Here is a 25,988-nt window from a genome sequence, read left to right as displayed (position 1 = left end):
GGGAGAGGGGGTCCAGCATGGCCATGGCCTGCGTATATATGGAAATCCGAATATACGTATTTCCATATGTTTCGGTCAAATCCGGTTTCAATTGATATGGATCAAAGTTCGGGAATTCAACCACAAGTGATTGAAATTAAAATGAAACATGAATGTCCTAAAGTGCCTCCCCATTGCTGATGAAGGAAGACTCCGCGTGACCCGTGCCACTCGCAACCTGCGCAAGACCCTGGATTCCGTCGCGGAAAATAACGAAACCGCGGCGTTCGACCTGATGCGCGCCGTCGAAAAACTCGGCGATGAAGTGCTGCGCCAGCGCTTGCTCAACACGATTCATCGGCTCAACCAGGACGCTTACGAACTGCGCGAAGCGCGGGACTCAGTGGAGCAGGTGTCGGTCCGGCTCGCCTGAGCAAGATCGTTCAAGACAATCGCCTAGTCGCGCTGGCATGCTTGTGGACTGTCTGTCGATGAGCCGTTTCCATGCCTGCTGCCTTACCTCATTACGCCTTCGCTCGCGGCGCCATCGCCGTTATTCCCTTGTCCCTGGCCTGTGCACCCTGGGGGCTGCTGGCCGGTTCCATGGCCATCGATGCGCAATTCACGCCACTGCAAGCCCAGGGGTTGTCTGCCATTGTGTTTGCCGGTGCGGCGCAGTTGGTCGCCATTGGCATGGTCAAGAGCGGCGCCAGCCTGATTTCCATTGTGCTGACCACCTTGCTGCTGACCTCCCAGCACCTGCTGTATGGCATGCACCTGCGGCCGATTCTGTCGCCGCTCAAGACTCGCTGGCGCATGAGCCTGGGCTTTCTGTTGACCGATGAGTTCTTTGCGCTGGTCAGCCACTATGACCGTGAAACCTTTAATCGCTGGTACGCGTTGGGCGCCGGCCTGACGTTTTACATCGCCTGGAACCTGTTCACCCTAGCCGGCATCGTGCTGGGCAAAAGCATCCCCGGCGTCGATCAGTTGGGCCTGGAGTTTTCCATCGCCGCCACCTTTATCGCGCTGATCACCCCGGTGGTGCGTGACGTGCCGACAGTGGTCTGCGTGGCCGTGTCGTTGCTGTTTTCCGTATGGCTGAGCTTTCTGCACTGGGAGTCGGCCGTGGTGGTGTCGGGTGTGCTGGGCATGAGCGCAGGGTTTGCCTGCAAACGGTTGGGGGTAGGGCAGCGATGATTTACGGGATGATTGTGGCCATGGGCCTGGTGGTTTTTTTCAACCGCTACCTGTTTATCGAACCGCGCCTGCCGGTGCGCCTCAATCGCGGCGCGCGGGAGTTTCTCGGGTTTGCGGTGCCGGGCATGCTCACGGCGATCTGCGGACCGATCATCTTCCTCGCCGACCACCAACTCAACCTGAGCCCGACCAACCCTTACCTGCTGGCGGGCATCTGTGCGGTGGCATTGATGTTCTGGACGCGCAGCGTGTTGATCACCGTGCTGTTGAGCATGGCGCTGTTCTATCTGTTCCGCTGGTGGTTCTGAAGCACAGGCGAAAAAAAGCCCGCGGGAGGGCGGGCAGAAGGGAGACTTCTAAAAATGAGCCTGGCCACTATAGGCGGCAAATTTTCTCTGCACAGTGAAACAAAGTTCATGAGGACCTCAGTCAGCCGTGCGGCAATGGTACAGTCGCATTTTTTTCAACGAGGCAATGGCATGCACAAGGTGGTTATGGGCGCATTGGTAGTGGTAGCACTGGCCGGTTGCGCAGGTTCGAAGATGAACGAGGCGCGCTCGGGTGCTCCCTACAAGGCCATGGCATCGGATAAGGCCACGCTGGTGGTTGCCGAGTGCATCCAGTTTGGCTGGCAGGATGAGAGCGTGTTTGGCGTCGACGCCGGTGGCTTCAAAGAGCCGAATGGTGCCGGTGGTTTCACGGTCTACACCACGGGTGGCGATTACTTCGTCGACGTGCAAAGCGCCGGTGCCGGTTCGTCCGTCAAGTACTACGCCGCTGAAGATACGATGCCTGCCAAACGTCGTTTGGCCGCACTCGCGACGTGTCTGTAATACGTTGCCTTAGTCATTTTAGGAAACGCCCGGCGGGACAGCCGCCGGACATTCGCTTATGATTCAATCCGCCCGCCCGACATGATGGCTCTTTACCAGTACACGGACGTCGAGGCCTAACCGTCGGGCGGGCACCTTTGTTGTTTATCGCGGCATAAAACCCAAATGCCAGCGCCGTGGAATCTTCAGCGACACCAGCCCCAACAACCCCGCCATAACCCCGCTGACCACCAGCGCCCTCAGCCCCATCTGCTGCTCCAGCAGGGCGCCGATCACCGCACCGATAAACATCCCCGCCCACGGAATCAGCTGCACCCGCCAGCCGTTGCGGCGCTCCCCCAGCATCCAGCGTCCCAGTCCGCGCCCAAAGCGTGACAGCGCCCCAGTGACGTAGGTAAGACCCACCGGCAAGCCATTGACCTCTTCCACGGCCGCGTTGAGCATGCCCATCGCAATAATCGCCGCCAGCAGCGCGGGCAACGTGTCGGCGAAGGGCAGCAAGGCTGCGCCGCAGAGCAGCGCGGCAATACACAGCAGCAGGGGCAGGGCATGGCGCCGGCTGACGCGGCTGACCACCACCCCCAAGGCATTGCCGGCGATAAAGGTTGCGACCAGCAACAGCAGGCGTCCGGTCAAGCCGAGATCGCCAACACTGATGGCCACTGCCAGGCGGGTGGTGTTGCCGCTCATAAACGACACAAAGTCGCCGCTGGCCATAAAGCCGATGGCGTCAGTCATGCCCGCCAATACCGAAAGGCTGGCCACCAGCATCATGCCGACGCGGCCGCGCCAGCGCTGTCGATGGGCCAGTGCGGCGTTGGCATAAGGTTTGTGGGGCGAAGGCAACATAGGGCCGGGCTCCTCGGTGAGATTATCCGGCCACTACCGTAGGACGCTTTGATAGCGCGCGCAATGACCTCAGACACCTTCCAGGCGCCAACCTTCGATCGCCCAGGTCAAAACGTGAGTCGGCTGGATCGCCTGCACGAACGCTTCGTCATGGGATACCACCACCATGGCGCCGGTAAAAGCACGCAGTGCCTGCTCAAACGCGCGCACCGATTGCAGGTCCAGGTGGTTGGTGGGCTCGTCGAGCAACAGCAGCTGCGCGGGTGTTTGACGCCATAGGGCAATCGCCATCGCGGCTTTCAAACGCTCGCCGCCGCTGAGGTGCGCGGTCGGTTGTGTCACCCGCAAAGCATCCAGTTGCAGCAAGGCCAGGCGTGTGCGCAGTTCGCCTTCCGCCAGCGATGTGTCGAGCAGGTTGAGCTGTTCGACCAGGGAGCGTTGCTCGTCCAGCATCGCCAGGTGCTGATCGATATAGGCACTGGGCACATGCACACGGCATTCACCGCTGAGCGGCTGCCATTGGCCTGCCAGCAGCTTGAGCAGGGTGGATTTGCCGCAACCGTTGGGCCCATGCACGGCAACGCGCACCGGGCCCATCAGGTTGAGCGTCAGCGCGGGGTGGTCCAGCCACGGTAGCTGGGCATGGATCAAGGACAACACCTGCCGACCATTGGGCACCGCCGATCCTGGCAAGGCCAACAGGGTTGGGGTTTTCTCCTCGACCCGCGCATAGGCCTGGCGCACCTGATCATCAAGCTGGGTTTTGTCGGCACGGTGGGCGCTGCGCAGTGTGCTGACGACCTCGGTGGCGGCGCTTTTCCAGCGCGACCTGGTCAAGCGGTCCACGTTGGCCGTGTCTGCCTGCTTGCGTGAATGGGCGGCGTGACGCTGGCGGTTGTCGTGGTCTTTTTGCAGGCGCTGACGTTCGCGGCTGCGTGCCTGGCGAGCGTGCTCCAACGCGGCGATGGCGGCCTGCTGCTGCCCGTCGCGCTGGGTGCGATAGGCCTGGTAGTTACCGCCATACACCTGTGGCCCGAGGGGCGAGAGTTCGATGATGCGGCCCATGGTGTCGAGCAATTGCCGGTCATGGCTGACCACCACCAGGCCGCCGCGCCACGCGGCCAGCACGCGCAGCAGCCAATGGCGGCCGGCGCTGTCGAGGTGGTTAGTCGGTTCATCCAGCACCAGCAGTTGGGGGGCGGCCAACAGTGCGCCGATCACCGCAACCCGCGCCAATTGGCCGCCGCTGAGTTGCGCGGCCGGGGTTTTGGCGTCGAGTTGCTCCAGGCCTGCGGCATCCAGGGCTGCGCGCAGGCGATCGGCAAGGTCCCAGCGTTCGTCGATCAACGTCAGGTCTTCGACCTGCGCCGCGCCCCGGGCCATGCGCTCAAGGGCTGCCAAGGCCTCGGCGGCGCCCGTGACGTGAGCGACGGTATCTCCCGCAGCGACCACTACGTTCTGCGGTACATACGCCACCCTGGCCGAGCGATCGAGTGAGCCGCTGGTGGGTAACAGCACCCCGGCGATGAGTTTCGCGAGGATGCTTTTGCCCTGGCCATTGCGCCCCACGATGCCGGTGGGGGTGTGGTCGATGGACAGGTTCAAGTCGTCCAGCAAGGTCTCGCCATTGGCGAACTGGAAGCCCAGGTGTTGCAGGGAAATCAATACGGGCAGCCGGTTGACGTCAGTCATCAGCACCTCCAAAAAAATGTCGGACAGGCCAACAAGCGCGCCAGGCGGCTCGTTGCGGGTACATTTTGGAAGGCTTAGTGGTTCACGTCGGCGGTCGTCCCGGGAATCAGAAGGGCCGCAGAGCCTAACCCGTCTTGGCTTTTTTCGGCAAGTCTGCGGCCAGTTGTTCGAGGAACATGGCCAAGGCCACTTCCTCTGCCTTGAGCCCCTTGCGCAGTCGGGGCTTGGGCAACTTGGAAAGTTCGCCGAGGCTGAAATGCTCCAGCACGGCCGGGTGGATGTAACACTTGCGGCATACGGCGGGGGTGTTCCCCAACTGCTTGGCGACATCCTTGACCATCGCCACCACATGTCGTTTGGCATCGGATTCCGGCTGCCATTCCAACTCCCGCAGTACCGCCAGCGCCATGGCGGTACCGGCCCAGGTGCGGTAATCCTTGGCGGTGAAGTCGGCACCGGTGAGGCTGTGCAGGTAGGCATTCACATCCTGGGAGCTGACCGTGTGGCGCTCACCGTCCTCGTCCAGGTACTGGAACAGGTTCTGTCCGGGTAATTCCAGGCAGCGTTTGACCACCGTGGCGAGGCGTCGGTCCTTGACGCTGATCTGGTGCTCCACGCCACTCTTGCCGCGAAACTGGAACAGGATCTCGCTGCCTTTCACATCCACATGGCGGTTGCGCAAGGTGGTCAGCCCGTAGGATTTGTTGTCGCGTGCATATTGGGTATTGCCGACACGAATCAGCGTCGCGTCCAGCAGCATCACCACCGTGGCCAGGACTTTTTCGCGGGTGAAGCCGGGCTCGGCGATCTGCGCTTCCAGCTGTTTGCGCAGTTTCGGCAGGGCGTTGCCGAATTCCTGCAGCCGAGCGTATTTGTCGCTGTCACGGACCTCACGCCAGCGCGCGTGATAGCGGTATTGCTTGCGCCCACGAGCATCGCGGCCGGTGGCCTGCAGATGGCCGCGCGGGTCGGCGCAGATCCACACATCGGTATACGCCGGAGGGACGGCGAGTGCGTTCAGGCGTTTGATCTCATCGGCGTCCTGGATGCGCTCGCCCTTGGCGTCGAAGTACTGGAACTTGCCGCGCAGCTTCTTGCGGCGGATGCCGGGCTGGGTGTCGTCAACGTAATGCAGGTCGCGGGGCAGGTCGGCGGGCAGCGCGGAGTCAGGCATGGTGCGGGTTCCTTGGCAACAGATCAGGCCGGTATTCCTGATTGACCGCAGCCGTGTGCGGTCGTGCCAAAAGGTTTCTTACGCCAGTACGGCGACCGCTTTGATCTGGGCCCACAGCGCCTGGCCGGGGTGCAGTTGCAACTGGTCGCGGGAGAAACGCGTGATGCGCGCCAGTAACGGCGTGCCATCGGCGTCCAGGCGCACCAGCACATGGGCGCTGTTATCCGCCGCGATCTCCTGGGTAACGGTCACGGGCAGGCGGTTGAGGATGCTGCTGTGCTCTTCGGCTTGCAGGCTGAGGCTGACGTCGCGTGCCTGCACCTTGACCCGCAACGCTTTGCCCAACGCCAGCGGCGCATGGGCCACGCGCAAGTGCTGGGCACTGTCGGGCAGTTGCAGTGTGAGCAGTTGATAGTGAACGTCGTAGGCGCTGACATTGCCGTTGATCACCACGCCGGCGTCGTCTCCCCGCGCCATTGGCAGGTCGAGCCGTGCCAGGGTTTCGCCAATGGGGCCGCTGGCCAGGGCTTTGCCGTCGCTGAGCAAGACGATGTGATCGGCCAGGCGCGCCACCTCATCCTGGGCGTGGCTGACGTACAGCACGGGGATGTCCAGTTCGTCGTGCAGGCGCTCCAGGTAGGGCAGGATCTCGCTTTTGCGTTTGCTGTCGAGGGCGGCCAGCGGCTCATCCATCAGCAGTAGTTTTGGGCTGGTGAGCAGGGCACGGGCGATACCGATGCGTTGGCGTTCACCGCCCGACAAGTGCTGGGGATGTCGCTCAAGCAGATGGCCGATCCCCAGCAGTTCCGTGGCCTGGGCCATATCCACGCGGCGCTGTTGGCGCGGGATGCGCTTGAGGCCGAATTCCAGGTTGGCGCGCACCGACAGGTGGGGGAACAGGCTCGGCTCCTGAAACACGTAGCCGAGCGCGCGCTTATGCGGTGGCACGAACAGGCCGTTGCGGCTGTCTTGCCAGACTTCATCGTTGATCTGGATAAACCCGTCCTCGGCCCGCTCCAGGCCGGCGATGCAGCGCAGGCAGGTGGTCTTGCCGGAGCCCGAGTGACCGTACAATGCGGTCACGCCACGACCGGGCATATGCAGGTCCACATCCAGGGCAAAGCCGGTGTAGTTCACGTTCAGGCGTACATCGATCATCGGCATCAGCTCCAGCCCATCTTGGTCTTGCGGCTGGAGTAAAGCGCCAGCAACACGAGGAACGCGAACACCACCATGGAGCCGGCCAGCCAATGGGCCTGGGCGTATTCTATGGCTTCGACATGGTCGTAGATCTGTACCGAGACGACGCGAGTCTTGTCGGGAATGTTGCCGCCAATCATCAGCACCACGCCGAACTCACCGACCGTATGGGCAAACCCCAGGATGGAGGCGGTGATAAACCCCGGGCGCGCCAGGGGCAGGATTACCGTGAAGAAGGTATCCCAAGGATTGGCGCGAAGGGTCGCGGCCACTTCCAATGGGCGAGTGCCGATGGCGGAGAAGGCGTTTTGCAACGGTTGCACCACAAAGGGCATGGAGTAGATCACCGAGCCGATCACCAGCCCGGCGAAGCTGAAGGTGAGGGTGCCCAGGCCCAGCCATTGGGTGAACTGGCCGAAGTAGCCGTGGGGCCCCATGGTCAACAACAGGTAGAAACCGATGACGGTGGGTGGCAGCACCAGCGGCAGGGCCACCACCGCGCCAATGGGGCCGCGCCACCATGACCGGGTACGCGACAGCCACAGGGCAATCGGAGTGCCGATGACCAGCAGGATCACGGTGGTCAGTGACGCCAGCTTGATGGTCAACCAGATAGCGGAAAAATCGGCACTCGACAGGGGCATTTACTTGGCCAGCTCATAACCGTAGGACTTGATAACCGCAGCGGCTTTCGGCCCCTTGAGGTACTTGACCAGTGCCTTGGCTGCGGCGCTGTCTTTGCCTTTGTTGAGGATCACCGCGTCTTGTTTGATCGGGTCGTGCAGGGCCGCCGGGACGATCCATGCCGAACCGCTGGTGACTTTGCCGTCTTTATAAATCTGCGACAAGGCGACGAAACCCAACTCGGCGTTGCCGGTGGAGACAAACTGAAAGGCCTGGGTGATGTTCTGTCCTTCGACGAGCTTGTCCTTGACCTTCTCGGTCAAGCCTTCCTTGGCCAGCACCTGGGTGGCGGCGAGGCCGTAAGGTGCGGCTTTCGGGTTGGCAATGGACAGGTGCATGAATTCGTTTTTCTTCAACACCTCACCCTTGGCGTCCACATAACCTTCCTTGGCCGACCACAGCGCCAGGGTGCCGACGGCGTAGGTGAAGCGCGAGCCTTTGACGGTGTCGCCTTCGCTTTCAAGTTTCTGCGGGGTGGTGTCGTCGGCGCTCAGGAACACTTCGAACGGCGCGCCGTTCTTGATCTGGGTGTAGAACTGCCCGGTGGCGCCGTAGGCTGCGACCAGCTTGTGGCCGGTGTCTTTTTCGAAGTCGGCGGCAATCGCCTGGATCGGTGCGGTGAAGTTGGCCGCGACGGCGACCTGGACTTCATCGGCGTGGGCCGAACCGAAAGCGAGGGCAGCGACCAGCATGGCCAGGCGTGAGGCGTGAATCTTCATGAAGCAGCTCCTTGGGGACTGTACGGTCTGTTATAGGTAGAAGGTGAAACCGCTATGTATGGGAATATATAGCGGTTAGCCACTGCCGGTACAGTGCAAAGTTGCCACAGGTGACGGCGCTATTTGAGCTTTGCCAAGGCCTGCTCGGCCAATTCGCGGGTGAGTTCATAGGTGCTTGTGTCTTTACCCAGGCGTAGCGCCTGGCCGGACCACAGGTTGCTGAAGCCCGCTTCGTCCTTGGCCTTGAGCGGTATCAACGCGCCGCCGGAGGTGGGAAATGCCGGGGCCGCCGGGTTGATCGCGCCCAGGTCGCGCATCACGCGGTTGACGATGCCGCGCGCCGGGCGACCGGTAAACAGGTTGGTCAGCGCCGTTTCGCTGGCCTGGGCGTTGTGCAGTGCATGATGATGCGAGGCGGTGACGTTGGCTTCGGGGGTAAACAGGTAGGCGGTGCCGATCTGCACGGCCGATGCGCCAAGGGCAAATGCCGCCACGATCCCGCGCGCATCGCCGATCCCGCCGGCAGCAATCACCGGCACGCTGACGGCATCGACGATTTGCGGCAACAGGGCGAACAGACCGATCTGGGTATTGAGGTCGTCGCTGAGAAACATGCCGCGATGCCCACCCGCCTCAATGCCCATGGCGATGATTGCATCGCAGCCGTGTTGCTCCAGCCAGATGGCTTCTTCCACGGTGGTCGCGGAAGAAAGCACTTTGGCGCCGGTGGCTTTTACCCGCTCCAGCAGTGACTTTTCCGGCAAGCCAAAGTGAAAGCTGACCACCTCAGGGTGAAAGGCCTCAACCACCTGGCAGGCGGCTTCGTTGAAAGGTGCGCGGTTGGAGACCGGGGTCGGCGCCTCAAAGTCGGCGCCCAGTTCACGGTAATAAGGCTCCAGCAAGGCCTTCCAGCGCTTGTCACGGGCCTCGTCAGCCGCGGGCGGTTGGTGGCAGAAGAAGTTGACGTTGATGGGCCGTGAGCTGGCCTGGCGAATGGTGGTCAATGCCTCGCGGAGTTGATCGATAGTCAGCGCTGCGGCTGGCATTGAACCCAGTGCGCCGGCGTTATTGACGGCGATCACCATGGCAGCGGTGGTCGCGCCAGCCATCGGGGCCTGGATGATGGGCACGTCTATGCCCAGCAGGTCGAGAATGCGCGTGTCTGGCCAAGTACTCATGGGGTGGGGCTCCAGCGTTGGTAAGGCTTTTCGCTGTTTTAACAGGGGGCTTGGCACCCGGCCAGTCTGTTTTATTCACTGGACGACGGTGAGAATTCGTGTCGTCGGTCTTGGGCTTCAGGACTCGCCTTCGCGCTCCAGCAACTGGCGTTTGCGCTCTACACCCCAGCGGTAGCCGGATAAATCCCCGTTGCTGCGCACCACCCGATGGCACGGGATTGCCACCGCCAGGCTGTTGGCCCCGCAGGCTTGGGCCACTGCGCGAAACGACTTGGGCGCGCCGATACGCTGGGCGATCTGCGCATAGCTGGCTGTGCTGCCGACCGGGATTTCGCGCAGGGCCTGCCACACGCGTTCCTGAAATGCCGTGCCGCGAAGGTCCAGTGGCAGGTCCAGGCCCAGGGCAGGGGCCTCGATAAATCCCACCACTTGGGCGATCAGTTGTTCAAAGCGGCGGTCAGCGCCCACCAGATGGGCCTTGGGGAACTGATCCTGCAGGTCGTGCACCAGTTTGTCCGGCTCATCCCCCAGCAAAATTGCGCAAACGCCACGGGCACTCTGTGCCACCAGGATTGCCCCCAGCGAGCATTGCCCGACGGCAAACAGGATTTCGTTGTTGAGGCCGCCGGCTTTGTAGTCACTGGGCGTCATGCCGAGCACGTGGTCGGCTGACTCATAAAAGCGGCTGTTGGAGTTGAAGCCAGCGTCGTAGAGCGCCTCCGTCACCGAGTGCTGGCCTTTGAGCCCATCGCGCACCTTGCGTGAGCGGTGGGCGCTGGCGTAGCCCTTGGGGGTCAGGCCGGTCACGCCTTTGAACACCCGATGGAAGTGGAAGGGGCTCAGCCCGGCGCGTGCCGCCAGGGTGTTAAGGCTGGGCGGGGTGTCGGCCTGTTCGATATGTCGACAGGCGTCGGCGACCAATTGCGCATGGTGCGCCGCCAACTGGGTCTGGTCCCCGGTCGCTCGTTTGCTGGCGCGATAACCTGCCGCTTCGGCGTGGGCCGGGGTGTCGAAAAACTCGATGTTTTCGCGGCGCGGTATCCGCGACGCACTGCTTGGGCGGCAGTACACGCCCGTGGTCTTCACGCCATAGACGAACAGCGTATCGGCGGTAGGATCGCGGGCGAGGATGGCAGCCCAGCGCGGGTCTTGTTCGGTGGTCATGGTCTGCACTCTTGAAGGCACCCGGGCAGATTAGCGGTGCCTTGGCGACCTGGCACTCCGAAGCTTGCGGTCAAAATCAGCCGGCGGTGCGAAACGTGAGGTTGATACGTTGCGGGCCCATGATCGGGTGTACGCCTTCCTTGATCGGCATCACCCCATGAAAGCGCAGGCGATCAACGCCGCCCCAGACCACCACGTCGCCGTGGAACAGCGAGATCTTTTGGGGCTTATCGCCGCGCTCATGGCCACCGAACAGAAAAATCGCCGCCAAGCCAAGGGACACGGAGACCACCGGTGCGTTGTAGCAGCGTTCATTCTTGTCCTGGTGCAGGGACATTTTCGCCCCCGGCACATAACGGTTGATCAGGCAGGCATCGGGGGCGAAATCGCTGAAGCCGGCGTCGGCCGCGGCCGAGACGGCCAGTTCGCGCAGAGCGTCGGGAAGGGCCGGCCAGGGTTGCTGGCTGCGGGGGTCCAATGGGCTATAGCGATAGCCGTGGGTGTCGGTGGTCCAGCCCAGCGCGCCGCAGCTGCTCAACGCCGCCGACATGGTAAAGCCACCTGGCGTGACCATTTGCCGAAAAGGCGATTGAGCCAGCACGCGGCGTAACTCTGGCAGCAGTCGGTCAATCCAGGGCAGGGCAAAGCCCCTTAGTACGTAGGACTGTTCGCCAATTTGCTCGCGCCTTGGGGGTTTTTGCAAGGCGTCATCGGCGAACAGGTCGGCAGTCGGGCCGGACATTGCCTTACAGCGCCTTGCTCACGTTGATGTCGGTGATTTCATCACTGGCATCGTGGATTTTCGCCAAGGCTTGCTTGGCCTCTTCCACGCTGTTGCTCGTAAGTTGGGCGAACTCAAAGCGGCGTTCGCCGTTGAGCTTGTACTTGATGACGTATTTGGTGGTAGCAGTCACGGCGATTTCCTCTGGCGTGTTCGAGTCAGCTCAGCTTGCTGCTGGTGCGACGTACGATGCGAATCTTGTGGGACAACGCGGGCTTGCGCGTGACGCTGATTGCGCGGCGTGTCACCACGTCCAGGGTGATATTCCAGAACCCGGTGCTGGGTGCCGTGATCTTGGCGGGGAACGTGTCGAACGCGCCACCGTGGTAGGTGTGGCGGCCGCCATTCTTGAAACTGCGAAAATTCGCATCGCTCATCAGGCGGATATTGCAAGTCTGCGAGCATTCGATGACGACGATATCTCCCTCGTTGAGGTGCTCGCGCTGGTGGATGAATTTCATGAGGGTGTCTCCAGAAGGGCTTTTTCTGAAAAATCAGAACGATACGTAGGTTAAGATAGAGTTTATCAGCCCCAGCGCGTTTATTATCGGCTCGTCTTCAACGACGTCGACAATTTAAAACAGTTATTTACCGAGTTATCAGGGATAAATCCTACGTGGGCGGGAGAAAATTACCATCCCCGCTGTCGTAGGGTCTTTATTGGAGGTTTTATATGAAGTGGAGTGTGTTGGTTCTGGCCTTGGCGATAGGTGGGTGTGCTTCGGTTGCAGATATCAAGCAGACCCCGCCGACGTTGGTGGTCATTTCCGGGAAAAAACCCCAGGAGTACGCCGCGTGTGTGATAAACAAATTGTCCGCCACCCGCCGGCCGCCGCAGATTGAACCGCATAAAGACGGCGTACGGGTCATCGTGCCGCAGAAATTTTCCGCCGACCCTTCGGCTATTTTCGAAATTGACGAGCGCTCCAGCGGTAGCAGTATCAAGCTCTACGAGAGCATGTCTAACGTGCCGATCCGCCCGGGTGATGTGAAAAAGGCCGGGGAAGAATGCATTTCCGGCTGATGCCGCTGCGGAAAATCAGATATGAAACGTGAACACGTCAAAGCCCGTCACGCTGATGGGCAAATCTCAGCGACCCATATCATCCAGAACCCCGCCGACCTTGGCGAGTGGATCGTCTTCTTCAAAAAAAGCGGCGGGCGCAGTTTTTTCCTGGTGGACGATCAGGATGAAGTCGAATCCTTTGCTAGCCTGGATGAACTGACCGATATCCTTCGGGAGTTCGGGATCAAGTTCGCCGAGATCCATTTGTAGTCTGCTGTTACTTGCAGACCACCACCACACTGCGACTTTTGAAGTTGCCCACATCCTGGCCCAGGGTCTTGTCGCTTTCTTTCAGCGACGGCGTGCCCTCGGTGCCAACAATGCGATAGCCGGTGCCTGCGCAGGAGGCATCGGCTTTTTCGTAGCAACTGGCCCAGGAGTTGGCTTCGCCTGAACAGTCGATGGTCAGGCCTTGCTCGCCGTTTTTAAGGTAGACATCAGAAGTGGTGGTGCAGCCGGCAAGCGCCAGTACCGCAGTCAGTGCCAGTAGTTTGTTCATGTGTGATCGTCGTCGAGGGTGTGGAAGGGGCGCTGACACTGTCGTGGGGCGTTTTTGGAAGATTATAGCGAACTGCCATCTAGGTACAGGCAAACGCAAAAAAAGCCCCTGACTCGGGGCTTTTTGCGCAGGGCCTGGAGACTTACTTAGTCTTCGGTCGTTTGCTCGACGCGTGGCCCGCTTCATCCACAAACACTTCGGCTACGGCGATCGCCATGCTTTCAGTCTCGAAAACGCCCGCAACGCTGTCACCATGGAAATTGATCAAATGCCAGCCGTCTGCTCGCTTCGTGATCAAGTAGCCGTTTACGCCTTTTGGTTCTGACATCTATTAACAATCTCGTGGTCTGGTTCAAGGGGGTAATGATAGCGCCAAATGTCACGGGGTCGCGCAAGTTATTCCAGGTCGGTGTTCTGTGCTCAAAAGCGTGCTAAAAGGGTTGCAGCCCCTTTAGGGATTAGGAAACGGCCTTTTTGTGCCGTAACCGTTGCATCGCTCTTTGTAAGATCAGCGGAACTTACGCCGACATTTTTTCTCTATGATGACATCGCAACGCCAGCAGGACCCATTGTAAGGTGACTGCGGCCTGATTAGACTGCGCCGAATTCCGTACGCACAGCCCTTTGTAAGGACTTATATGATCAAGAAATGCTTGTTCCCAGCAGCCGGTTACGGCACTCGCTTCTTGCCAGCGACCAAGGCCATGCCCAAAGAGATGCTGCCGGTGGTAAACAAGCCACTGATTCAGTACGGCGTCGAAGAGGCATTGGATGCCGGTCTGAACGAAATCTCTATCGTCACCGGTCGCGGTAAGCGCGCACTGGAAGACCACTTCGATATCAGCTACGAGCTGGAAAACCAAATCAAGGGCACCGACAAGGAAAAATACCTGGTCGGTATCCGCAAGCTGCTGGACGAGTGCTCGTTCTCCTACACCCGTCAGACCCAGATGAAAGGCCTCGGCCACGCCATCCTGACCGGTCGCCCATTGATCGGTGACGAACCGTTCGCCGTGGTACTCGCGGATGACCTGTGTGTGAACCTGGAAGGCGACGGTGTACTGACCCAGATGGTCAAGCTGTACCAGAAATACCGTTGCACCATCGTTGCGGTTCAAGAGGTCGACCCTCAAGAAACCAACAAGTACGGCGTGATTGCCGGTGACGACATTGGTGATGGCCTGATCCGTGTTCGCGACATGGTTGAGAAACCGGCGCCTGAAGATGCACCGTCGAACCTGGCGATCATCGGTCGTTACATTCTGACCCCGGACATCTTCAAGCTGATCGAAGAGACCGAGCCAGGCAAGGGTGGCGAGATCCAGATCACCGACGCGCTGTTGAAGCAGGCTAAAGACGGTTGCGTGATCGCGTACAAGTTCAAGGGTCGTCGTTTTGACTGCGGTGGCGCTGAAGGCTACATCGAAGCAACCAACTTCTGCTACGAGCACTTCTACAAGACTGGCAAGGCTTACTGATACACGGTTGCCTGCCTGCTGTACGCAGCGTAAGTAAAAAGCCACCTTCGGGTGGCTTTTTCGTTTTTCAGCCCCATGTAAGTCGGTATGCTGATGTCCTGCCGAGGAGAGTGAAATGGCCTACGATTTTGACCTGTATGTAATTGGCGCCGGTTCCGGCGGTGTTCGCGCGGCGCGCTTTGCTGCGGGCTTTGGTGCCAAGGTGGCCGTGGCGGAAAGCCGCTACCTGGGCGGTACCTGCGTTAACGTTGGCTGTGTACCGAAGAAACTGTTGGTATACGGCGCGCACTTCGCCGAAGACTTCGAACAGGCCAGCGGCTTTGGCTGGTCACTGGGCGAGGCGAATTTTGACTGGGCGACCCTGATCGCCAACAAGGATCGCGAGATCAACCGCCTCAATGGCATCTACCGCAACCTGCTGGTCAACAGTGGCGTGACCCTGCACGAAGGTCATGCGCGCCTGGTTGACCCGCACCAGGTGGAAATCAATGGCGAGCGCTTTACGGCCAAGCACATCCTGATTGCGACCGGCGGCTGGCCGCAGATTCCGGACATTCCGGGGCGTGAGCACGCGATTGGCTCCAATGAAGCATTTTTCCTTAAAGAGTTGCCCAAGCGTGTGCTGGTGGTGGGCGGCGGGTATATCGCTGTTGAGTTTGCCGGGATTTTCCATGGCCTGGGCGCGCATACCTCGTTGCTGTATCGCGGCGATCTGTTCCTGCGCGGCTTTGATGGCTCGGTGCGTACGCACCTCAAGGAAGAGCTGACCAAGCGCGGCCTCGACCTGCAATTCAACGCCGATATCGAACGTATCGACAAACAAGCCGATGGCAGCCTCAAGGCCACCTTGAAAGACGGTCGCGTGCTGGAGGCTGATTGCGTGTTCTATGCCACTGGCCGGCGTCCGATGCTGGATAACCTGGGGTTGGAAAATACCGGCGTCAAGCTGGATGAGCGCGGTTTCGTCCAGGTGAACGACCAGTACGAGACTACCGAAGCGTCGATCCTGGCGATCGGTGATGTGATCGGCCGCGTGCAGTTGACGCCGGTGGCGCTTGCCGAAGGTATGGCCGTAGCGCGTCGTTTGTTCAAGCCAGAGCAATACCGCCCGGTGGATTACGCAATGATCCCGACCGCGGTATTCAGCCTGCCGAATATCGGTACGGTCGGCCTGACGGAGGAGGAGGCGAAGAAGGACGGGCACACGGTGCAGATCTTCGAAAGCCGCTTCCGGCCGATGAAGCTGACTTTGACCGACTGCCAGGAAAAAACCTTGATGAAGCTGGTGGTCGACGCCGACACCGACAAGGTCTTGGGTTGCCACATGGTCGGTCCGGACGCGGGCGAGATCGTCCAGGGGCTGGCGATCGCGCTCAAGGCGGGCGCGACCAAGCAGCACTTCGATGAAACCATCGGCGTGCACCCGACGGCGGCGGAAGAGTTCGTCACCATGCGCACGCCTGTGGCGGACTGATCAGGCTGGCGGTGTTGTGTCTGGCGCCGCTGCAACGGCGGCGGCCAGGCGCAATGCTTCGATAGTGGCATGGGCCTTCATCAGGTCCAGTTCCAGGCGCTTGTTGGTGTGTCCGTGCTCAGTCAGCGCTTGTTGGCGTGACTCATTTTCCAGCAGGGCTACCCGCAGGCGCTCCTGAAGCAGCGTGCGCTCGCTGTCGATCTGGCTCACTTGTTCGCTCAGTTTCAGTTGCTGGGCGCGGTCTTTACGGATGTCTTCCTGCAGCGCGGCCAATTCTTTTGCTGTCACTCGATGCTCGATCAATAACCGCTCGTTGTCGCGATGCAGTTGGGTGATCTCGTCCTGGCGAACCATCGCGCTTTGCTGGGCTTGGCGCAGTTCTGCCTGTACCTGCTGCAACTGGCCTTCGTGGCGTCGCTGTTCCTGCTCGCGCTGCTCCTTGATCGCATTGCGGTAGTGCTCCAGCGCCTCGCGGGCGTGCAGGTGCTTTTCTTCCAGCGAGCGAATCTGTTCGTCCTTGTCGTTGATCCGTAGCTCGTAATCGCTGCAGGCCTGGCTGAGCCCGGCGTTGCGGGTTTGCTCGGTTTGCAGGCTGGTGCTGGCGGTTTGCAGCGCGGCACTTTCCTCTGCCAGGGCGGCGGCCTGGATATCGAACTGCTGCTTGAGTTCGCCGTGAGCTTCTTCAAGCGCTTCTATCTGGGCGAGCAGGGCGGTTTTTTGCTGTTCGAACTGCGCCTGGGCCAGGTCAATCGGCTCTTGAGCCTTTTCTTTCAAGCGCTGGGCCAGTCGCGCAACCAGTTCGCCCAGCTCGTCGTCAATCGGGGCTTCGGTGATGGTCAGGCGGGTTTCGCTGTCGTCCAACTCCTTTAAATAGCGGTGGATCGTGGTTTTCGAGCCGGTATTGCCCATCTCGATGCGTACCGCGTCGATGCTGGGGTTCTCGCCGCGGGCAAGGATCGCCAGGCGTGCCGTTTGAACTACTGCTTTATTGATGCCGCCGCGAGCCATGGGGTCTCCGTCGATTTAGTACTGTGGTATGTATTATGTAGATACGTACCATATCACGAATAAAAATCCGTTTAAATTCATGATTTAACAGATGGGATATTGGCGTATTATCCCGTGTCATCAGCGTCTGCAACGCTTATACCTCTGCCAGCAGTACGAATAGGCCTCCCATGAGCGATCTGGATCGTTACCTCAACGCCGCCACCCGCGACAACACGCGCCGTAGCTACCGTGCGGCCATCGAACACTTCGAAGTCAGTTGGGGCGGATTTCTGCCGGCTACCAGCGACAGCGTGGCGCGTTACCTGGTGGCGCATGCCGGCGTGCTGGCGGTCAACACTCTGAAGCTGCGGCTCTCCGCCTTGGCGCAATGGCATACCAGCCAGGGCTTTCCCGACCCGACGAAAGCGCCGGTGGTGCGCAAGGTGCTTAAAGGGATTCGAGCGGTGCACCCGGCGCAGGAGAAGCAGGCCGAACCATTGCAGCTCAGGCATCTGGAGCAGGTCGTGGCTTCCCTTGAAACGGAAGCGCGCGAGGCAGGCGAGGCGCAGGACTCACCCCGATTGCTGCGCGCCAAACGTGACACTGCGCTCATCCTGCTGGGCTTCTGGCGCGGTTTTCGTAGCGATGAATTGTGTCGATTAAGCGTCGAGCACGTGCAAGCCACGCCCGGTGCCGGCATCAGCCTGTACCTGCCGCGCAGCAAAAGTGACCGCGATTACCTTGGCAAGACCTATCACACCCCGGCACTGCTACGCCTGTGTCCGGTGCAGGCCTACAGCGAATGGCTCAGCGCGTCGGCCCTGGTGCGCGGTCCGGTATTCCGGGGCATTGATCGCTGGGGCAACCTGGGCGAGGAGGGCTTGCACCCCAACAGCGTGATCCCGCTGCTGCGCCAGGCGCTTGAACGTGCCGGCATCGCCGCCGAGCAATACACCAGCCACTCGTTGCGCCGGGGCTTTGCCACCTGGGCCCATCGCAGCGGCTGGGACTTGAAGTCGTTGATGAGTTACGTCGGCTGGAGCGACATGAAATCCGCCATGCGCTATGTTGAAGCGACGCCCTTTCTCGGCATGACATTGGCCACTCAACCGCTGCTTTGAGATTTCTTCTATTAATACCGTCACCTGATAGGGAAAACCAATCGTCAGCATCAGGTTTGCCAATGAGCCATCCGCCGAGAGAGTGGGTAGGATTCACCTCATCAACTTCTTAACCCCTGACGGAGAGTCAACGATGCCTATCATCAACAGCCAAGTAAAACCGTTCAAAGCTACCGCATACAAAAACGGCAACTTCGTAGATGTGACCGACGCTGACCTGAAAGGCAAATGGTCCGTGGTGTTCTTCTACCCAGCCGACTTCACCTTCGTTTGCCCAACCGAGCTGGAAGACCTGGCTGACAACTACGCCGAATTCCAGAAACTGGGCGTCGAAATCTACAGCGTGTCCACCGACACCCACTTTGCCCACGCTGCCTGGCACAACACTTCGCCAGCCATCGGCAAAATCCAGTACACCATGATCGGCGACCCAACCCTGACCATCTCCCGCAACTTCGACGTACTGATCGAAGAAGCTGGCCTGGCTGACCGCGGTACCTTCGTGATCAACCCAGAAGGTCAGATCAAGATCGTTGAACTGAACGACGGTGGTGTTGGCCGTGACGCTTCCGAGCTGCTGCGCAAAATCAAGGCCGCTCAATACGTGGCTGCCCACCCAGGCGAAGTCTGCCCAGCCAAGTGGAAAGAAGGCGAGGCCACTCTGGCTCCGTCCCTGGACCTGGTCGGCAAGATCTAAGTCTGTGAAGACGTATCAAGGGCGGAACTCCGCACTTAAGTAAGCTGCATCCGCCCTCAAAACGCCCGGGCGAGAGTCGCTCGGGCGTTTTTTTGTCTGCAATAAACCGAATTAATAGGAAATCGCCCGTATGTTGGACGCCAATCTTAAAGCTCAGTTGAAGTCATACCTGGAACGGGTCACCCAGCCGATCGAGATCGTCGCCTCCCTCGAAGACGGCGCGAAATCCCAGGAAATGCTTGCCCTTTTGCAGGACGTAACCAGCCTCACCACGCTGATTACCCTGAAGACCGATGGCGATGATGCGCGCAAGCCATCGTTCTCCATCAACCGCCCGGGTGCCGATATCAGCCTGCGTTTCGCCGGCATCCCCATGGGTCATGAATTCACTTCGTTGGTGCTGGCCCTGCTGCAAGTCGGTGGCCACCCGTCGAAGGCCAGTGTCGAAGTGATTGAACAGATCCGCGCCCTTAAAGGCGAGTTCAGCTTCGAGACGTACTTCTCGCTGTCCTGCCAGAACTGCCCGGACGTGGTCCAGGCGCTGAACCTGATGGCCGTGCTCAACCCGAACATCCGCCACGTTGCTATCGACGGCGCGCTGTTCCAGGCTGAAGTCGACGAGCGCCAGATCATGGCAGTGCCGAGCGTCTACTTGAACGGTGTGAACTTCGGCCAGGGCCGTATGGGCCTGGAAGAGATCCTCGCCAAGCTCGACACCAGCGGGATTGAAAAAGCCGCCGAGAAAATCAGCGCCAAAGAGGCCTTCGATGTGCTCGTCGTCGGCGGTGGTCCAGCCGGTTCCGCAGCCGCCATCTACGCCGCACGTAAAGGTATTCGCACCGGTGTTGCCGCCGAGCGCTTTGGCGGCCAGGTGCTGGACACCATGTCCATCGAGAACTTTATCTCGGTACAGGAAACCGAAGGGCCGAAACTGGCCAGCGCCCTGGAAGCCCACGTGCGTCAATACGACGTGGACATCATGAATCTGCAGCGCGCCAGCAGCCTGATCCCAGCGAAAAACGCCGGTGACCTGCACGAAATTCGCTTTGAAAGCGGTGCGACCCTCAAGTCCAAGACGGTGATCCTGGCCACTGGCGCCCGCTGGCGCGAAATGGGTGTGCCGGGCGAGCAGGAATACAAGGCCAAGGGCGTGTGCTTCTGCCCGCACTGCGACGGGCCGCTGTTCAAGGGCAAGCGTGTGGCGGTGATCGGCGGCGGTAACTCCGGCGTTGAAGCGGCCATCGACCTGGCCGGCATCGTCAGCCACGTGACCTTGCTGGAGTTCGACAGCAAGCTGCGCGCTGATGCGGTATTGCAGCGCAAGCTGTACAGCCTGCCTAACGTTGACGTGATCACCAGCGCGCTGACCAGTGAAGTCAAAGGCGATGGCCAGAAAGTCACCGGCCTGGCCTATAAGGACCGCGATACCGGCGAGTTCAAGACCATCGACCTGGAAGGTATCTTTGTACAGATCGGCTTGCTGCCCAACACAGACTGGCTCAAGGGCACTGTGGAGTTGACCCCGCGTGGCGAGATCATTGTCGATGCCCGTGGCGAGACTTCACTGCCAGGTGTGTTCGCCGCTGGTGACGTGACGACCGTGCCGTACAAGCAGATCGTGATCGCAGTAGGCGAGGGCGCCAAGGCTTCCCTGAGTGCTTTTGATCACCTGATCCGTACCTCCGCCCCGGCGTAAATACTGGCCCGCAAATGAAAACCCCATGAGTGATCATGGGGTTTTTTGTTGTGCGCTAAACCTTACAGCGGCGCTGGCTGGATGATCTCTACCCAGTACGCATCCGGGTCCTTGATGAACGCCAGGCTTTTCATGCGGCCATCGGTCAGACGTTTCTGGAAGTCGCAGCCCAGGGCTTCGAAGCGTTCGCACGCGGCGACGATATCGGGCACCGAGATGCAGATATGACCGAAGCCGCGTGGGTCGGTGTTGCCGTTGTGGTAGGCGAAGTCGGCATCGTTTTCGGTGCCATGGTTGTGAGTCAGTTCCAGGATGCCTGGGATCGACTTCATCCATTGGGTGCGCGCGGCGGCGTCGGCCGGGATCTGGGATTTGTCCACCAGGGCCAGGAAGTACAGGCTGAATTCGGCTTCCGGGAAGTCGCGCTTTTCAACCAGGGAAAAACCCAGGACGCGGGTGTAGAAGTCCAGGGACTTGGTGATGTCCTTGACCCGCAGCATGGTGTGGTTGAACACGAAGTTCGAGGTGGCGGTGTCAGGTTGGGCGGTAACGCCCGGGAAGGTGTTCAGTTCGTGCAGGCTCATGGGCCCTCCAGAAAAAATGGGGCAAACGCGGCTCCAGGTGAGAGGAGCGTTCCCTTGGCTTGCGGCTGGCGTCCGTGCAGCCGGGCCATGATACGCAAGGCTCGCCTGCTGCGCCAAATGAAAAAGCTCACGCGGCGCTTGCGAGCGGCAGGTGGCGGGGCTCACACTTTGTCGCTTGAACCTTGGGTGTCTTTTGCAATGATCGAATCTCGTACAGCACTGCTGGGTGCTCTGTGTTTGTTGTTGGCCAGCCCCATTGTGTGGGCGGGCGACCCGGAAATTCATTGGCCCAGCGGCTGGCAAGTCGAGGAGGTGATGCCCGACGGGCAAGCGCCAGTGACGCCGCAGCCGGTTTCGCGCCAGCGTGCAATCAAGAACGATGAAAATGGCAACACCCTGATGGTCATGGAGTTGACGGGCACGCCCATTGCGACGGGGCATAACGTTAATCTTCAGGGCGTATTGCTGGAGATGCGCAAGTCCATCCAGAAAGATTTTGCCCGGGGCGGTTACCAAAGTGTATGCAGCAAGATGCACCCGACAACATTGAGTCGTCTTGAGGCCGTGGAAACTACCTGTGTGATTACCGAGAACGGCCGGCACGTGCTTTCACAAACATTGGTGGGGGCTGTTGATAGCGATAAGGCGTATGTCTTTTCATACGCGGGTCAAGCCGACGCTTACGAAGCCAGCAAGGATGAAGTCAGTTCGGTGCGCGACAGCCTCAAACTTTAAGTGCGTCTTGCCTGTCGATTTTGAACAAAATGAAATGTTATTTAAGTTCAGTTTCGAACCCTTGAATAAAAAGCCCCGCATGTGCGGGGCTCTTTTTTAGTGCGCTGTGATCAGCCGCGAAGCCAGGAATCTACAGTGGCAGCGCCGTACTGTTCTTTCCACGCTTTGAGGCCACGATGGTTGCCACCCTTGGTTTCGATCAGCTCGCCGGTATGTGGGTTGTGATACACCTTGATCACCCGCGCGCGGCGCTGTTTGGGGGCGCTGGCGGTGGCGGCGCTGGTCTTGCCCGGGTTTGGATCAAGGATCAGGATAATGTCACGCAGGCCTTTGCCGTAGGTTTTCATCAGCCCTTGAAGCTTTTCTTCAAATTCGATTTCTTTTTTCAGGCCGGCGTCGTTCTTCAGGGATTCCAGCTGGGCCAGCTGCTCTTGAAGGGCTTTTTCTGCTGCGCGAAATTCGGCGAGTCTGGACAAAATCTGTACTCCAATAGTGTAGTTGGCTGATATCAACTGCAGACAAAGCTATAAGCCAATAGCGTTAAGGCGACTCACAGAAGAAGTCGTCCTGCGAGTTCTGCACAGGCCAGAAAAATTGTAGTAGTTAATCCGCTACGAGTAAATCAAGTCTTTTGTCTTATTAACATTATTTCAACCCTGCAAGTGCGTGGCTATTCAATGGCTGGCCAGGGTCTTAATGAATTCATCGCAGGGTAGTGGCCTTCCAAACAGGTAACCCTGGAGGAAATCCACACCATGAGCGGCCAGGTATTCACACTGTTCGGCGGTCTCCACGCCTTCTGCAACGACGCCCAGGTCCAGCTTGCCGGAGAGTTCGATGATGCTGTCCAGAATATGCCTCGATAGTGCATCTGCACCGATCATGGCGACAAAACTCTGGTCGATCTTCAAGTAATCAACATTGAAGTTACGCAAGTAACCCAGACTGGAGTGGCCGGTACCAAAGTCATCGATAGCGATCATCACGCCCAGTGCATGCAACGCATCGAAGAGTCTGCGGGTGATATCGGTGGGCTCGATCAGCTCGCGCTCGGTCAGTTCCAGCACCAAGGTCACCTGGCCTGGCGCGAAGGCGGCGAGGAATTCACGGCAGTCCTCCACCAGCGCAAGGTCGTGGCAATGGCGTGCAGTGATATTCACACCGATATGGAACCCAGGGCTGAACCGTGTTGCATGGGGCGCCAGCTGTGCTGCGGTCTGGCGCAGCAGGGCGCGGGTCATCGGCACGATCAGGCCGGAGTGTTCCGCCAGCGGGATAAACAGGTCGGGCCTGACCAAGCCTTCCTTGGGGTGCTGCCAGCGCATCAGCACTTCGCAGCCGGCCCATTCGCGGGTATCACCGCGAACCACCGGCTGAAAGTACGGGATGAACTCATTGGCGCCCAGCGCCCGTTGCAGCTCATGGGTGGGGGCAGAGGAACGCTTTTGCAGCCAGTGCGCAAACAGCCCCGCGAGTACGCCAAAGAACACCACCAGGCTGAACAGGGCGGGGTAGCGAGCCTGCATATAGCGCCACACTTCCCCGGCCGGCATGCCGGCGTCGACGCTGTAGGGGTAGCGCTCGGACGCCAGATGATGATGGGCCACGGCAAATACCGGGACTGCGGTCTCGTGCACTTTGCCATCGGCGCCGAGCCAGTGAGGTCCCACTTGCAGTACAAGCTGCGCATAGCGGCTGATCAGGCGCAGGGCGTTGGTCAGGTGATAGCCGTCAATCGAGGCAAACGCGGCTTTGTCGCCTTCGACCAATCGGTAGACCAACAACGCGGTATCCGGCGTAACCGGATTGCCGCTCATTAACCACAGGCGCCCATCGACGTAGTCATCCGGGTTCACCGGCGATTCGTAATTGCTGCCGAACAGCGAGCTGCAATAAATGTTTTTCTGCCAGGATAAAATCGTCGCCCGCACAAACGGCCAGCGCGTGACCTGCTCACGCAGCGCCAGTTGCGCGGCACTGTCACACGGTTGTCCGGCCAGTGGCAGCAAGGCCTGGGCGGCGAGGGCGGTATTGTCGAGCATCAGGTCGAATTGACGTACGGCTTCCTGGGCGGTTTGCGCCGTGCTTTGTTCAAGGGTGCGCTCGGCTTGCCAATACAGGATGACCACGCCCAGCAGGATCGGCAGCAACCCTGACAGCACACTGATCGAGTAACGGGTGAAGGGCTTTCGCGGGCCTTTGACGGTGAAGGGCATGAGTTCCAGGCCGTTTTGCGCAGAGGGGTTGACCGGCAGGCCGGTCAGGAATGCTTCGATGATAGATGGCCCGGTTGAAATTTGCTCGCCTTACCCAGGCTTTGCGCAATCTCGATAAACGCCAGGGTGGCCGGTGACGACTGCCGGCGATCAAGCACCGCCAGGCCAATCTGGCGCGGGACTCGGGGTGAAAGCGCTCGCCTCACATAGCGCGAGTCCTGTGCCTGGGGCAGCGACGCTTCGGCGACGATGCTCAGGCCGTCCCCGCGGCTGACCGCTTCCAGGGTGCTCAGCAGTTGCGCGCAGCGGTAACGGACCTTTGGCCGCAGTTGGCTGGCGTCGAACAGGCGGGTGACCAACTCCGAGGAGCCGGCTTCGGTCAGGATAAAGGCATCGCCACACAGGTCCTCCAAGGCCAGTGTGTCCCGCGCAGCCAATGGATGATCTGCGGGCAGCAGCGCCACCATCTGGTCCTCGAACAAGTCAAAGGTGTCAAAGCGCTCCTGTTCCAGCACCACAAAGCCCACATCGATCCGTCGCTCATCCAGCCACTGCAGCACCTGGCGGTCGGGGCCTTCGTCCACATGCACCTCAATCCCCGGATGCGCGGCGCGAAATTCGCTGAGGATGGCGGGCAGCAGGCGAATCGACGCGGTTGGTCCGAATGAGCCGATGCGCAACGTACCGCGCCTCATGCCGCGGGCATCGGCTGCCTCCTGTTGCAGGGTATTGGCCAGGCCAAGCATGGCACGCGCACGTCCCAGTAATTGCTGGCCGATGTCGCTCGGTTCTACCAGCGACTGATGGCGCCGAAACAACTCCACACCCAGTTCCTGCTCCAAGGCCTTGATGGCATGGGATACCGCCGATTGGCTGATACCCAAGCGGTGGGCCGCACTGGTGAAACCTTGCAACTCGGCAACCAGTGAAAAGATTTCCAATTGGGTAAGTGTCATGAGTAAAAGCTCATTTTACGATGATCGGTTATTAGCTGAAGAATACGCGAATTCTCCCGTACCTTGAGCCCATCCTCATGCGCCCTGCCTCTGATCGCCTGACTTATTGCAAACTCGCCGCCGTCACCATGATCTGGGGCGGCACCTTTGTCGCCGGTCGCTTCCTGGCCGATCACCTCAATCCGCTGCTGGCCGCCAGCCTGCGCTTTATCCTCGCCAGCCTGGCGTTGTTGCTGTTCATGGCCTGCGCGCGTATTCGCCTGGCACGCCCGAACCTTCGGCAGCTTGCGCAATTGGCGGTGCTGGGGTTCTTCGGGATCTTTTTCTACAACCTGTGCTTTTTCTACGGGTTGCAGTACATCAATGCGTCGCGGGCTTCGCTGATCGTCGCGTTGAACCCGGCGGTGATCGGCCTGGCGAGCTGGCTGTTATTCAAGGAGCGGCTCAGCCGGATCAAGCTGCTGGGTATCCTGCTGTGCCTGGGCGGTGCCGGGACGGTCATTGTCAGCCGTAACCCGCAGTTGTTGCAGGCCACCGCCGATGCCTGGATCGGCGACCTACTGATCCTTGGCTGTGTGGCAGGGTGGGGCGTCTATTCGCTGTGTGCCCGTGGGCTCAACCAAAGCCTGGGGCCATTGCAGACGGTGACCTGGTCGGTGCTGTTGGGCACGTTGATGCTGACCATCAGCGCATGGGCCACGGCAAGCGTCAGCCTGGAAGCGCTTGGTCACATAGCGATGACCCAGTGGTTGAGCCTGGCCTACCTGGGCGTTTTGGGCTCGGCGCTGGCGTACATCGGTTACTACGACGGCATCCGGCGCATCGGCGCGACGCGCTCCGGCGTGTTTATCGCCCTCAACCCGCTGACCGCCGTGATCTGCGGTGCGCTGCTGCTGGGCGAGCAACTGACCGCGCCCATGCTGGTGGGCGGGGCCGTCATCCTGCTGGGCATCTACCTGTGCAACAAACCCCTTGCACAGGCCAGGGCAATGGGGATTTGATAAGAGTACGGACAAATACAGT

General features: G+C 60.0%; 31 protein-coding genes. 13 read left to right on the top strand and 18 right to left on the bottom strand.

Annotated features, from left to right (window positions below):
- The first annotated feature begins 196 nt into the window (after positions 1-196).
- The 4 genes from J1G35_RS09230 to J1G35_RS09215 all read left to right on the top strand — a co-directional run bounded on the left by J1G35_RS09230 (position 197) and on the right by J1G35_RS09215 (position 2,012).
- On the top strand, positions 197-412 hold the full coding sequence (locus tag J1G35_RS09230) for a hypothetical protein (protein ID WP_005788169.1): 216 nt from the start codon (positions 197-199) through the stop codon (positions 410-412).
- A gap of 71 nt (positions 413-483) precedes the next feature.
- The gene (locus J1G35_RS09225; protein ID WP_223014740.1) at positions 484-1,179 is read left to right on the top strand and encodes an AzlC family ABC transporter permease; all 696 of its coding nucleotides are present in this window, start codon (positions 484-486) and stop codon (positions 1,177-1,179) included.
- Entirely contained in the window at positions 1,176-1,487 is a 312-nt protein-coding gene (locus J1G35_RS09220; protein WP_223014739.1) for an AzlD domain-containing protein, read from the top strand. Before J1G35_RS09225 ends, J1G35_RS09220 begins: the two co-directional genes overlap by 4 nt.
- Positions 1,488-1,658: 171 nt before the next feature.
- A complete protein-coding gene (locus tag J1G35_RS09215) occupies positions 1,659-2,012 on the top strand; it encodes a hypothetical protein (RefSeq protein ID WP_053129659.1) in 354 nt (117 codons plus the stop codon).
- 144 nt (positions 2,013-2,156) lie between these two features.
- Here the strand turns inward: J1G35_RS09215 and J1G35_RS09210 are convergent, their stop codons facing one another.
- The 11 genes from J1G35_RS09210 to J1G35_RS09160 all read right to left on the bottom strand — a co-directional run bounded on the left by J1G35_RS09210 (position 2,157) and on the right by J1G35_RS09160 (position 11,914).
- A complete protein-coding gene (locus J1G35_RS09210; RefSeq protein WP_053129661.1) occupies positions 2,157-2,861 on the bottom strand; it encodes a YoaK family protein in 705 nt (234 codons plus the stop codon).
- 69 nt (positions 2,862-2,930) lie between these two features.
- On the bottom strand, positions 2,931-4,553 hold the full coding sequence (locus tag J1G35_RS09205) for an ABC-F family ATP-binding cassette domain-containing protein (RefSeq protein WP_223014738.1): 1,623 nt from the start codon (positions 4,551-4,553) through the stop codon (positions 2,931-2,933).
- A gap of 124 nt (positions 4,554-4,677) precedes the next feature.
- On the bottom strand, positions 4,678-5,727 hold the full coding sequence (locus tag J1G35_RS09200) for a DNA topoisomerase IB (RefSeq protein WP_053129665.1): 1,050 nt from the start codon (positions 5,725-5,727) through the stop codon (positions 4,678-4,680).
- Between the two features lie 78 nt (positions 5,728-5,805).
- Positions 5,806-6,885: a molybdenum ABC transporter ATP-binding protein gene (gene modC / locus J1G35_RS09195; protein WP_223014737.1), complete on the bottom strand. Its 1,080-nt coding sequence runs from the start codon at positions 6,883-6,885 to the stop codon at positions 5,806-5,808.
- A 5-nt stretch (positions 6,886-6,890) separates the two neighbouring features.
- A complete protein-coding gene (gene modB / locus J1G35_RS09190) occupies positions 6,891-7,571 on the bottom strand; it encodes a molybdate ABC transporter permease subunit (protein ID WP_223014736.1) in 681 nt (226 codons plus the stop codon).
- Entirely contained in the window at positions 7,572-8,330 is a 759-nt protein-coding gene (gene modA, locus J1G35_RS09185) for a molybdate ABC transporter substrate-binding protein (protein WP_223014735.1), read from the bottom strand.
- A gap of 119 nt (positions 8,331-8,449) precedes the next feature.
- A complete protein-coding gene (locus tag J1G35_RS09180) occupies positions 8,450-9,508 on the bottom strand; it encodes a nitronate monooxygenase (RefSeq protein ID WP_223014734.1) in 1,059 nt (352 codons plus the stop codon).
- Positions 9,509-9,625: 117 nt separating this feature from the next.
- The gene (gene ada / locus J1G35_RS09175; RefSeq protein ID WP_223014733.1) at positions 9,626-10,672 is read right to left on the bottom strand and encodes a bifunctional DNA-binding transcriptional regulator/O6-methylguanine-DNA methyltransferase Ada; all 1,047 of its coding nucleotides are present in this window, start codon (positions 10,670-10,672) and stop codon (positions 9,626-9,628) included.
- A gap of 76 nt (positions 10,673-10,748) precedes the next feature.
- Complete coding sequence (gene alkB / locus J1G35_RS09170) at positions 10,749-11,414, bottom strand: DNA oxidative demethylase AlkB (RefSeq protein WP_223014732.1); 666 nt, start codon at positions 11,412-11,414, stop codon at positions 10,749-10,751.
- A gap of 4 nt (positions 11,415-11,418) precedes the next feature.
- On the bottom strand, positions 11,419-11,586 hold the full coding sequence (locus tag J1G35_RS09165; RefSeq protein ID WP_163001886.1) for a hypothetical protein: 168 nt from the start codon (positions 11,584-11,586) through the stop codon (positions 11,419-11,421).
- 25 nt (positions 11,587-11,611) lie between these two features.
- Positions 11,612-11,914 carry a DUF1883 domain-containing protein gene (locus tag J1G35_RS09160; RefSeq protein WP_034105160.1) on the bottom strand — a complete coding sequence of 101 codons (303 nt, stop codon included), beginning with the start codon at positions 11,912-11,914 and terminating at the stop codon, positions 11,612-11,614.
- 212 nt (positions 11,915-12,126) lie between these two features.
- Here J1G35_RS09160 and J1G35_RS09155 point away from each other — a divergent pair, with 212 nt between their 5' ends.
- The gene (locus J1G35_RS09155; protein WP_053129677.1) at positions 12,127-12,477 is read left to right on the top strand and encodes a hypothetical protein; all 351 of its coding nucleotides are present in this window, start codon (positions 12,127-12,129) and stop codon (positions 12,475-12,477) included.
- Positions 12,478-12,498: 21 nt separating this feature from the next.
- Complete coding sequence (locus J1G35_RS09150; RefSeq protein WP_053129680.1) at positions 12,499-12,729, top strand: hypothetical protein; 231 nt, start codon at positions 12,499-12,501, stop codon at positions 12,727-12,729.
- A gap of 7 nt (positions 12,730-12,736) precedes the next feature.
- Here the strand turns inward: J1G35_RS09150 and J1G35_RS09145 are convergent, their stop codons facing one another.
- On the bottom strand, positions 12,737-13,018 hold the full coding sequence (locus J1G35_RS09145) for a hypothetical protein (protein WP_053129683.1): 282 nt from the start codon (positions 13,016-13,018) through the stop codon (positions 12,737-12,739).
- A 142-nt stretch (positions 13,019-13,160) separates the two neighbouring features.
- On the bottom strand, positions 13,161-13,346 hold the full coding sequence (locus J1G35_RS09140) for a hypothetical protein (RefSeq protein WP_003191311.1): 186 nt from the start codon (positions 13,344-13,346) through the stop codon (positions 13,161-13,163).
- A 310-nt stretch (positions 13,347-13,656) separates the two neighbouring features.
- On the opposite strand from J1G35_RS09140, the gene galU reads away from it, so the two are divergent.
- Together galU and gorA are read left to right on the top strand one after the other, a co-directional pair.
- On the top strand, positions 13,657-14,496 hold the full coding sequence (galU, locus tag J1G35_RS09135) for a UTP--glucose-1-phosphate uridylyltransferase GalU (protein ID WP_003212579.1): 840 nt from the start codon (positions 13,657-13,659) through the stop codon (positions 14,494-14,496).
- A gap of 115 nt (positions 14,497-14,611) precedes the next feature.
- A complete protein-coding gene (gene gorA / locus J1G35_RS09130) occupies positions 14,612-15,970 on the top strand; it encodes a glutathione-disulfide reductase (protein WP_223014731.1) in 1,359 nt (452 codons plus the stop codon).
- On the opposite strand, the gene J1G35_RS09125 is transcribed toward gorA, so the two are convergent.
- Complete coding sequence (locus tag J1G35_RS09125) at positions 15,971-16,978, bottom strand: DNA-binding protein (protein ID WP_223014730.1); 1,008 nt, start codon at positions 16,976-16,978, stop codon at positions 15,971-15,973.
- A 170-nt stretch (positions 16,979-17,148) separates the two neighbouring features.
- Here J1G35_RS09125 and J1G35_RS09120 point away from each other — a divergent pair, with 170 nt between their 5' ends.
- The 3 genes from J1G35_RS09120 to ahpF all read left to right on the top strand — a co-directional run bounded on the left by J1G35_RS09120 (position 17,149) and on the right by ahpF (position 20,474).
- A complete protein-coding gene (locus tag J1G35_RS09120; protein WP_223014729.1) occupies positions 17,149-18,081 on the top strand; it encodes a site-specific integrase in 933 nt (310 codons plus the stop codon).
- Between the two features lie 133 nt (positions 18,082-18,214).
- Entirely contained in the window at positions 18,215-18,778 is a 564-nt protein-coding gene (ahpC, locus tag J1G35_RS09115) for an alkyl hydroperoxide reductase subunit C (RefSeq protein ID WP_003173835.1), read from the top strand.
- Positions 18,779-18,908: 130 nt separating this feature from the next.
- Positions 18,909-20,474 carry an alkyl hydroperoxide reductase subunit F gene (gene ahpF / locus J1G35_RS09110; RefSeq protein WP_223014728.1) on the top strand — a complete coding sequence of 522 codons (1,566 nt, stop codon included), beginning with the start codon at positions 18,909-18,911 and terminating at the stop codon, positions 20,472-20,474.
- 62 nt (positions 20,475-20,536) lie between these two features.
- On the opposite strand, the gene gloA is transcribed toward ahpF, so the two are convergent.
- Positions 20,537-21,058, bottom strand: coding sequence for a lactoylglutathione lyase (gene gloA, locus J1G35_RS09105; RefSeq protein ID WP_053129696.1), 522 nt, complete (start codon positions 21,056-21,058; stop codon positions 20,537-20,539).
- 198 nt (positions 21,059-21,256) lie between these two features.
- Between gloA and J1G35_RS09100 the strand changes: the two genes are divergently transcribed.
- A complete protein-coding gene (locus tag J1G35_RS09100) occupies positions 21,257-21,793 on the top strand; it encodes a DUF4946 domain-containing protein (protein WP_223014742.1) in 537 nt (178 codons plus the stop codon).
- Positions 21,794-21,903: 110 nt separating this feature from the next.
- Here the strand turns inward: J1G35_RS09100 and J1G35_RS09095 are convergent, their stop codons facing one another.
- The 3 genes from J1G35_RS09095 to J1G35_RS09085 all read right to left on the bottom strand — a co-directional run bounded on the left by J1G35_RS09095 (position 21,904) and on the right by J1G35_RS09085 (position 24,965).
- Positions 21,904-22,269, bottom strand: a complete 366-nt coding sequence (locus J1G35_RS09095) for a histone-like nucleoid-structuring protein, MvaT/MvaU family (RefSeq protein WP_053129702.1) — start codon at positions 22,267-22,269, stop codon at positions 21,904-21,906.
- A 198-nt stretch (positions 22,270-22,467) separates the two neighbouring features.
- The gene (locus J1G35_RS09090; RefSeq protein WP_223014727.1) at positions 22,468-24,009 is read right to left on the bottom strand and encodes an EAL domain-containing protein; all 1,542 of its coding nucleotides are present in this window, start codon (positions 24,007-24,009) and stop codon (positions 22,468-22,470) included.
- Between the two features lie 44 nt (positions 24,010-24,053).
- The gene (locus J1G35_RS09085) at positions 24,054-24,965 is read right to left on the bottom strand and encodes a LysR family transcriptional regulator (protein WP_053129708.1); all 912 of its coding nucleotides are present in this window, start codon (positions 24,963-24,965) and stop codon (positions 24,054-24,056) included.
- A gap of 77 nt (positions 24,966-25,042) precedes the next feature.
- Here J1G35_RS09085 and J1G35_RS09080 point away from each other — a divergent pair, with 77 nt between their 5' ends.
- Positions 25,043-25,966 carry a DMT family transporter gene (locus J1G35_RS09080; RefSeq protein WP_223014726.1) on the top strand — a complete coding sequence of 308 codons (924 nt, stop codon included), beginning with the start codon at positions 25,043-25,045 and terminating at the stop codon, positions 25,964-25,966.
- Positions 25,967-25,988: the final 22 nt, after the last annotated feature.

It is taken from the genome of Pseudomonas sp. SH10-3B (assembly GCF_019891415.1).
GTDB lineage: Bacteria > Pseudomonadota > Gammaproteobacteria > Pseudomonadales > Pseudomonadaceae > Aquipseudomonas.
Note: the sequence above shows the minus strand (reverse complement) of the source record. Positions and strands in the feature narration are given on the sequence as shown.

What these genes read in the sequence shown, in the direction of transcription:
- ada (WP_223014733.1), bottom strand. Translation starts at nt 10,672, where the DNA reads ATGACCACCGAACAAGACCCGCGCTGGGCTGCCATCCTCGCCCGCGAT.
- J1G35_RS09180 (WP_223014734.1), bottom strand. Translation starts at nt 9,508, where the DNA reads ATGAGTACTTGGCCAGACACGCGCATTCTCGACCTGCTGGGCATAGAC.
- J1G35_RS09140 (WP_003191311.1), bottom strand. Translation starts at nt 13,346, where the DNA reads ATGTCAGAACCAAAAGGCGTAAACGGCTACTTGATCACGAAGCGAGCA.
- J1G35_RS09085 (WP_053129708.1), bottom strand. Translation starts at nt 24,965, where the DNA reads ATGACACTTACCCAATTGGAAATCTTTTCACTGGTTGCCGAGTTGCAA.
- J1G35_RS09090 (WP_223014727.1), bottom strand. Translation starts at nt 24,009, where the DNA reads ATGCCCTTCACCGTCAAAGGCCCGCGAAAGCCCTTCACCCGTTACTCG.
- J1G35_RS09120 (WP_223014729.1), top strand. Translation starts at nt 17,149, where the DNA reads ATGAGCGATCTGGATCGTTACCTCAACGCCGCCACCCGCGACAACACG.
- ahpF (WP_223014728.1), top strand. Translation starts at nt 18,909, where the DNA reads ATGTTGGACGCCAATCTTAAAGCTCAGTTGAAGTCATACCTGGAACGG.
- ahpC (WP_003173835.1), top strand. Translation starts at nt 18,215, where the DNA reads ATGCCTATCATCAACAGCCAAGTAAAACCGTTCAAAGCTACCGCATAC.
- J1G35_RS09225 (WP_223014740.1), top strand. Translation starts at nt 484, where the DNA reads ATGCCTGCTGCCTTACCTCATTACGCCTTCGCTCGCGGCGCCATCGCC.
- modB (WP_223014736.1), bottom strand. Translation starts at nt 7,571, where the DNA reads ATGCCCCTGTCGAGTGCCGATTTTTCCGCTATCTGGTTGACCATCAAG.
- J1G35_RS09080 (WP_223014726.1), top strand. Translation starts at nt 25,043, where the DNA reads ATGCGCCCTGCCTCTGATCGCCTGACTTATTGCAAACTCGCCGCCGTC.
- J1G35_RS09160 (WP_034105160.1), bottom strand. Translation starts at nt 11,914, where the DNA reads ATGAAATTCATCCACCAGCGCGAGCACCTCAACGAGGGAGATATCGTC.
- gorA (WP_223014731.1), top strand. Translation starts at nt 14,612, where the DNA reads ATGGCCTACGATTTTGACCTGTATGTAATTGGCGCCGGTTCCGGCGGT.
- J1G35_RS09200 (WP_053129665.1), bottom strand. Translation starts at nt 5,727, where the DNA reads ATGCCTGACTCCGCGCTGCCCGCCGACCTGCCCCGCGACCTGCATTAC.
- galU (WP_003212579.1), top strand. Translation starts at nt 13,657, where the DNA reads ATGATCAAGAAATGCTTGTTCCCAGCAGCCGGTTACGGCACTCGCTTC.
- J1G35_RS09150 (WP_053129680.1), top strand. Translation starts at nt 12,499, where the DNA reads ATGAAACGTGAACACGTCAAAGCCCGTCACGCTGATGGGCAAATCTCA.
- J1G35_RS09210 (WP_053129661.1), bottom strand. Translation starts at nt 2,861, where the DNA reads ATGTTGCCTTCGCCCCACAAACCTTATGCCAACGCCGCACTGGCCCAT.
- J1G35_RS09155 (WP_053129677.1), top strand. Translation starts at nt 12,127, where the DNA reads ATGAAGTGGAGTGTGTTGGTTCTGGCCTTGGCGATAGGTGGGTGTGCT.
- J1G35_RS09220 (WP_223014739.1), top strand. Translation starts at nt 1,176, where the DNA reads ATGATTTACGGGATGATTGTGGCCATGGGCCTGGTGGTTTTTTTCAAC.
- modA (WP_223014735.1), bottom strand. Translation starts at nt 8,330, where the DNA reads ATGAAGATTCACGCCTCACGCCTGGCCATGCTGGTCGCTGCCCTCGCT.
- J1G35_RS09100 (WP_223014742.1), top strand. Translation starts at nt 21,257, where the DNA reads ATGATCGAATCTCGTACAGCACTGCTGGGTGCTCTGTGTTTGTTGTTG.
- gloA (WP_053129696.1), bottom strand. Translation starts at nt 21,058, where the DNA reads ATGAGCCTGCACGAACTGAACACCTTCCCGGGCGTTACCGCCCAACCT.
- alkB (WP_223014732.1), bottom strand. Translation starts at nt 11,414, where the DNA reads ATGTCCGGCCCGACTGCCGACCTGTTCGCCGATGACGCCTTGCAAAAA.
- J1G35_RS09215 (WP_053129659.1), top strand. Translation starts at nt 1,659, where the DNA reads ATGCACAAGGTGGTTATGGGCGCATTGGTAGTGGTAGCACTGGCCGGT.
- J1G35_RS09145 (WP_053129683.1), bottom strand. Translation starts at nt 13,018, where the DNA reads ATGAACAAACTACTGGCACTGACTGCGGTACTGGCGCTTGCCGGCTGC.
- J1G35_RS09125 (WP_223014730.1), bottom strand. Translation starts at nt 16,978, where the DNA reads ATGGCTCGCGGCGGCATCAATAAAGCAGTAGTTCAAACGGCACGCCTG.
- modC (WP_223014737.1), bottom strand. Translation starts at nt 6,885, where the DNA reads ATGATCGATGTACGCCTGAACGTGAACTACACCGGCTTTGCCCTGGAT.
- J1G35_RS09205 (WP_223014738.1), bottom strand. Translation starts at nt 4,553, where the DNA reads ATGACTGACGTCAACCGGCTGCCCGTATTGATTTCCCTGCAACACCTG.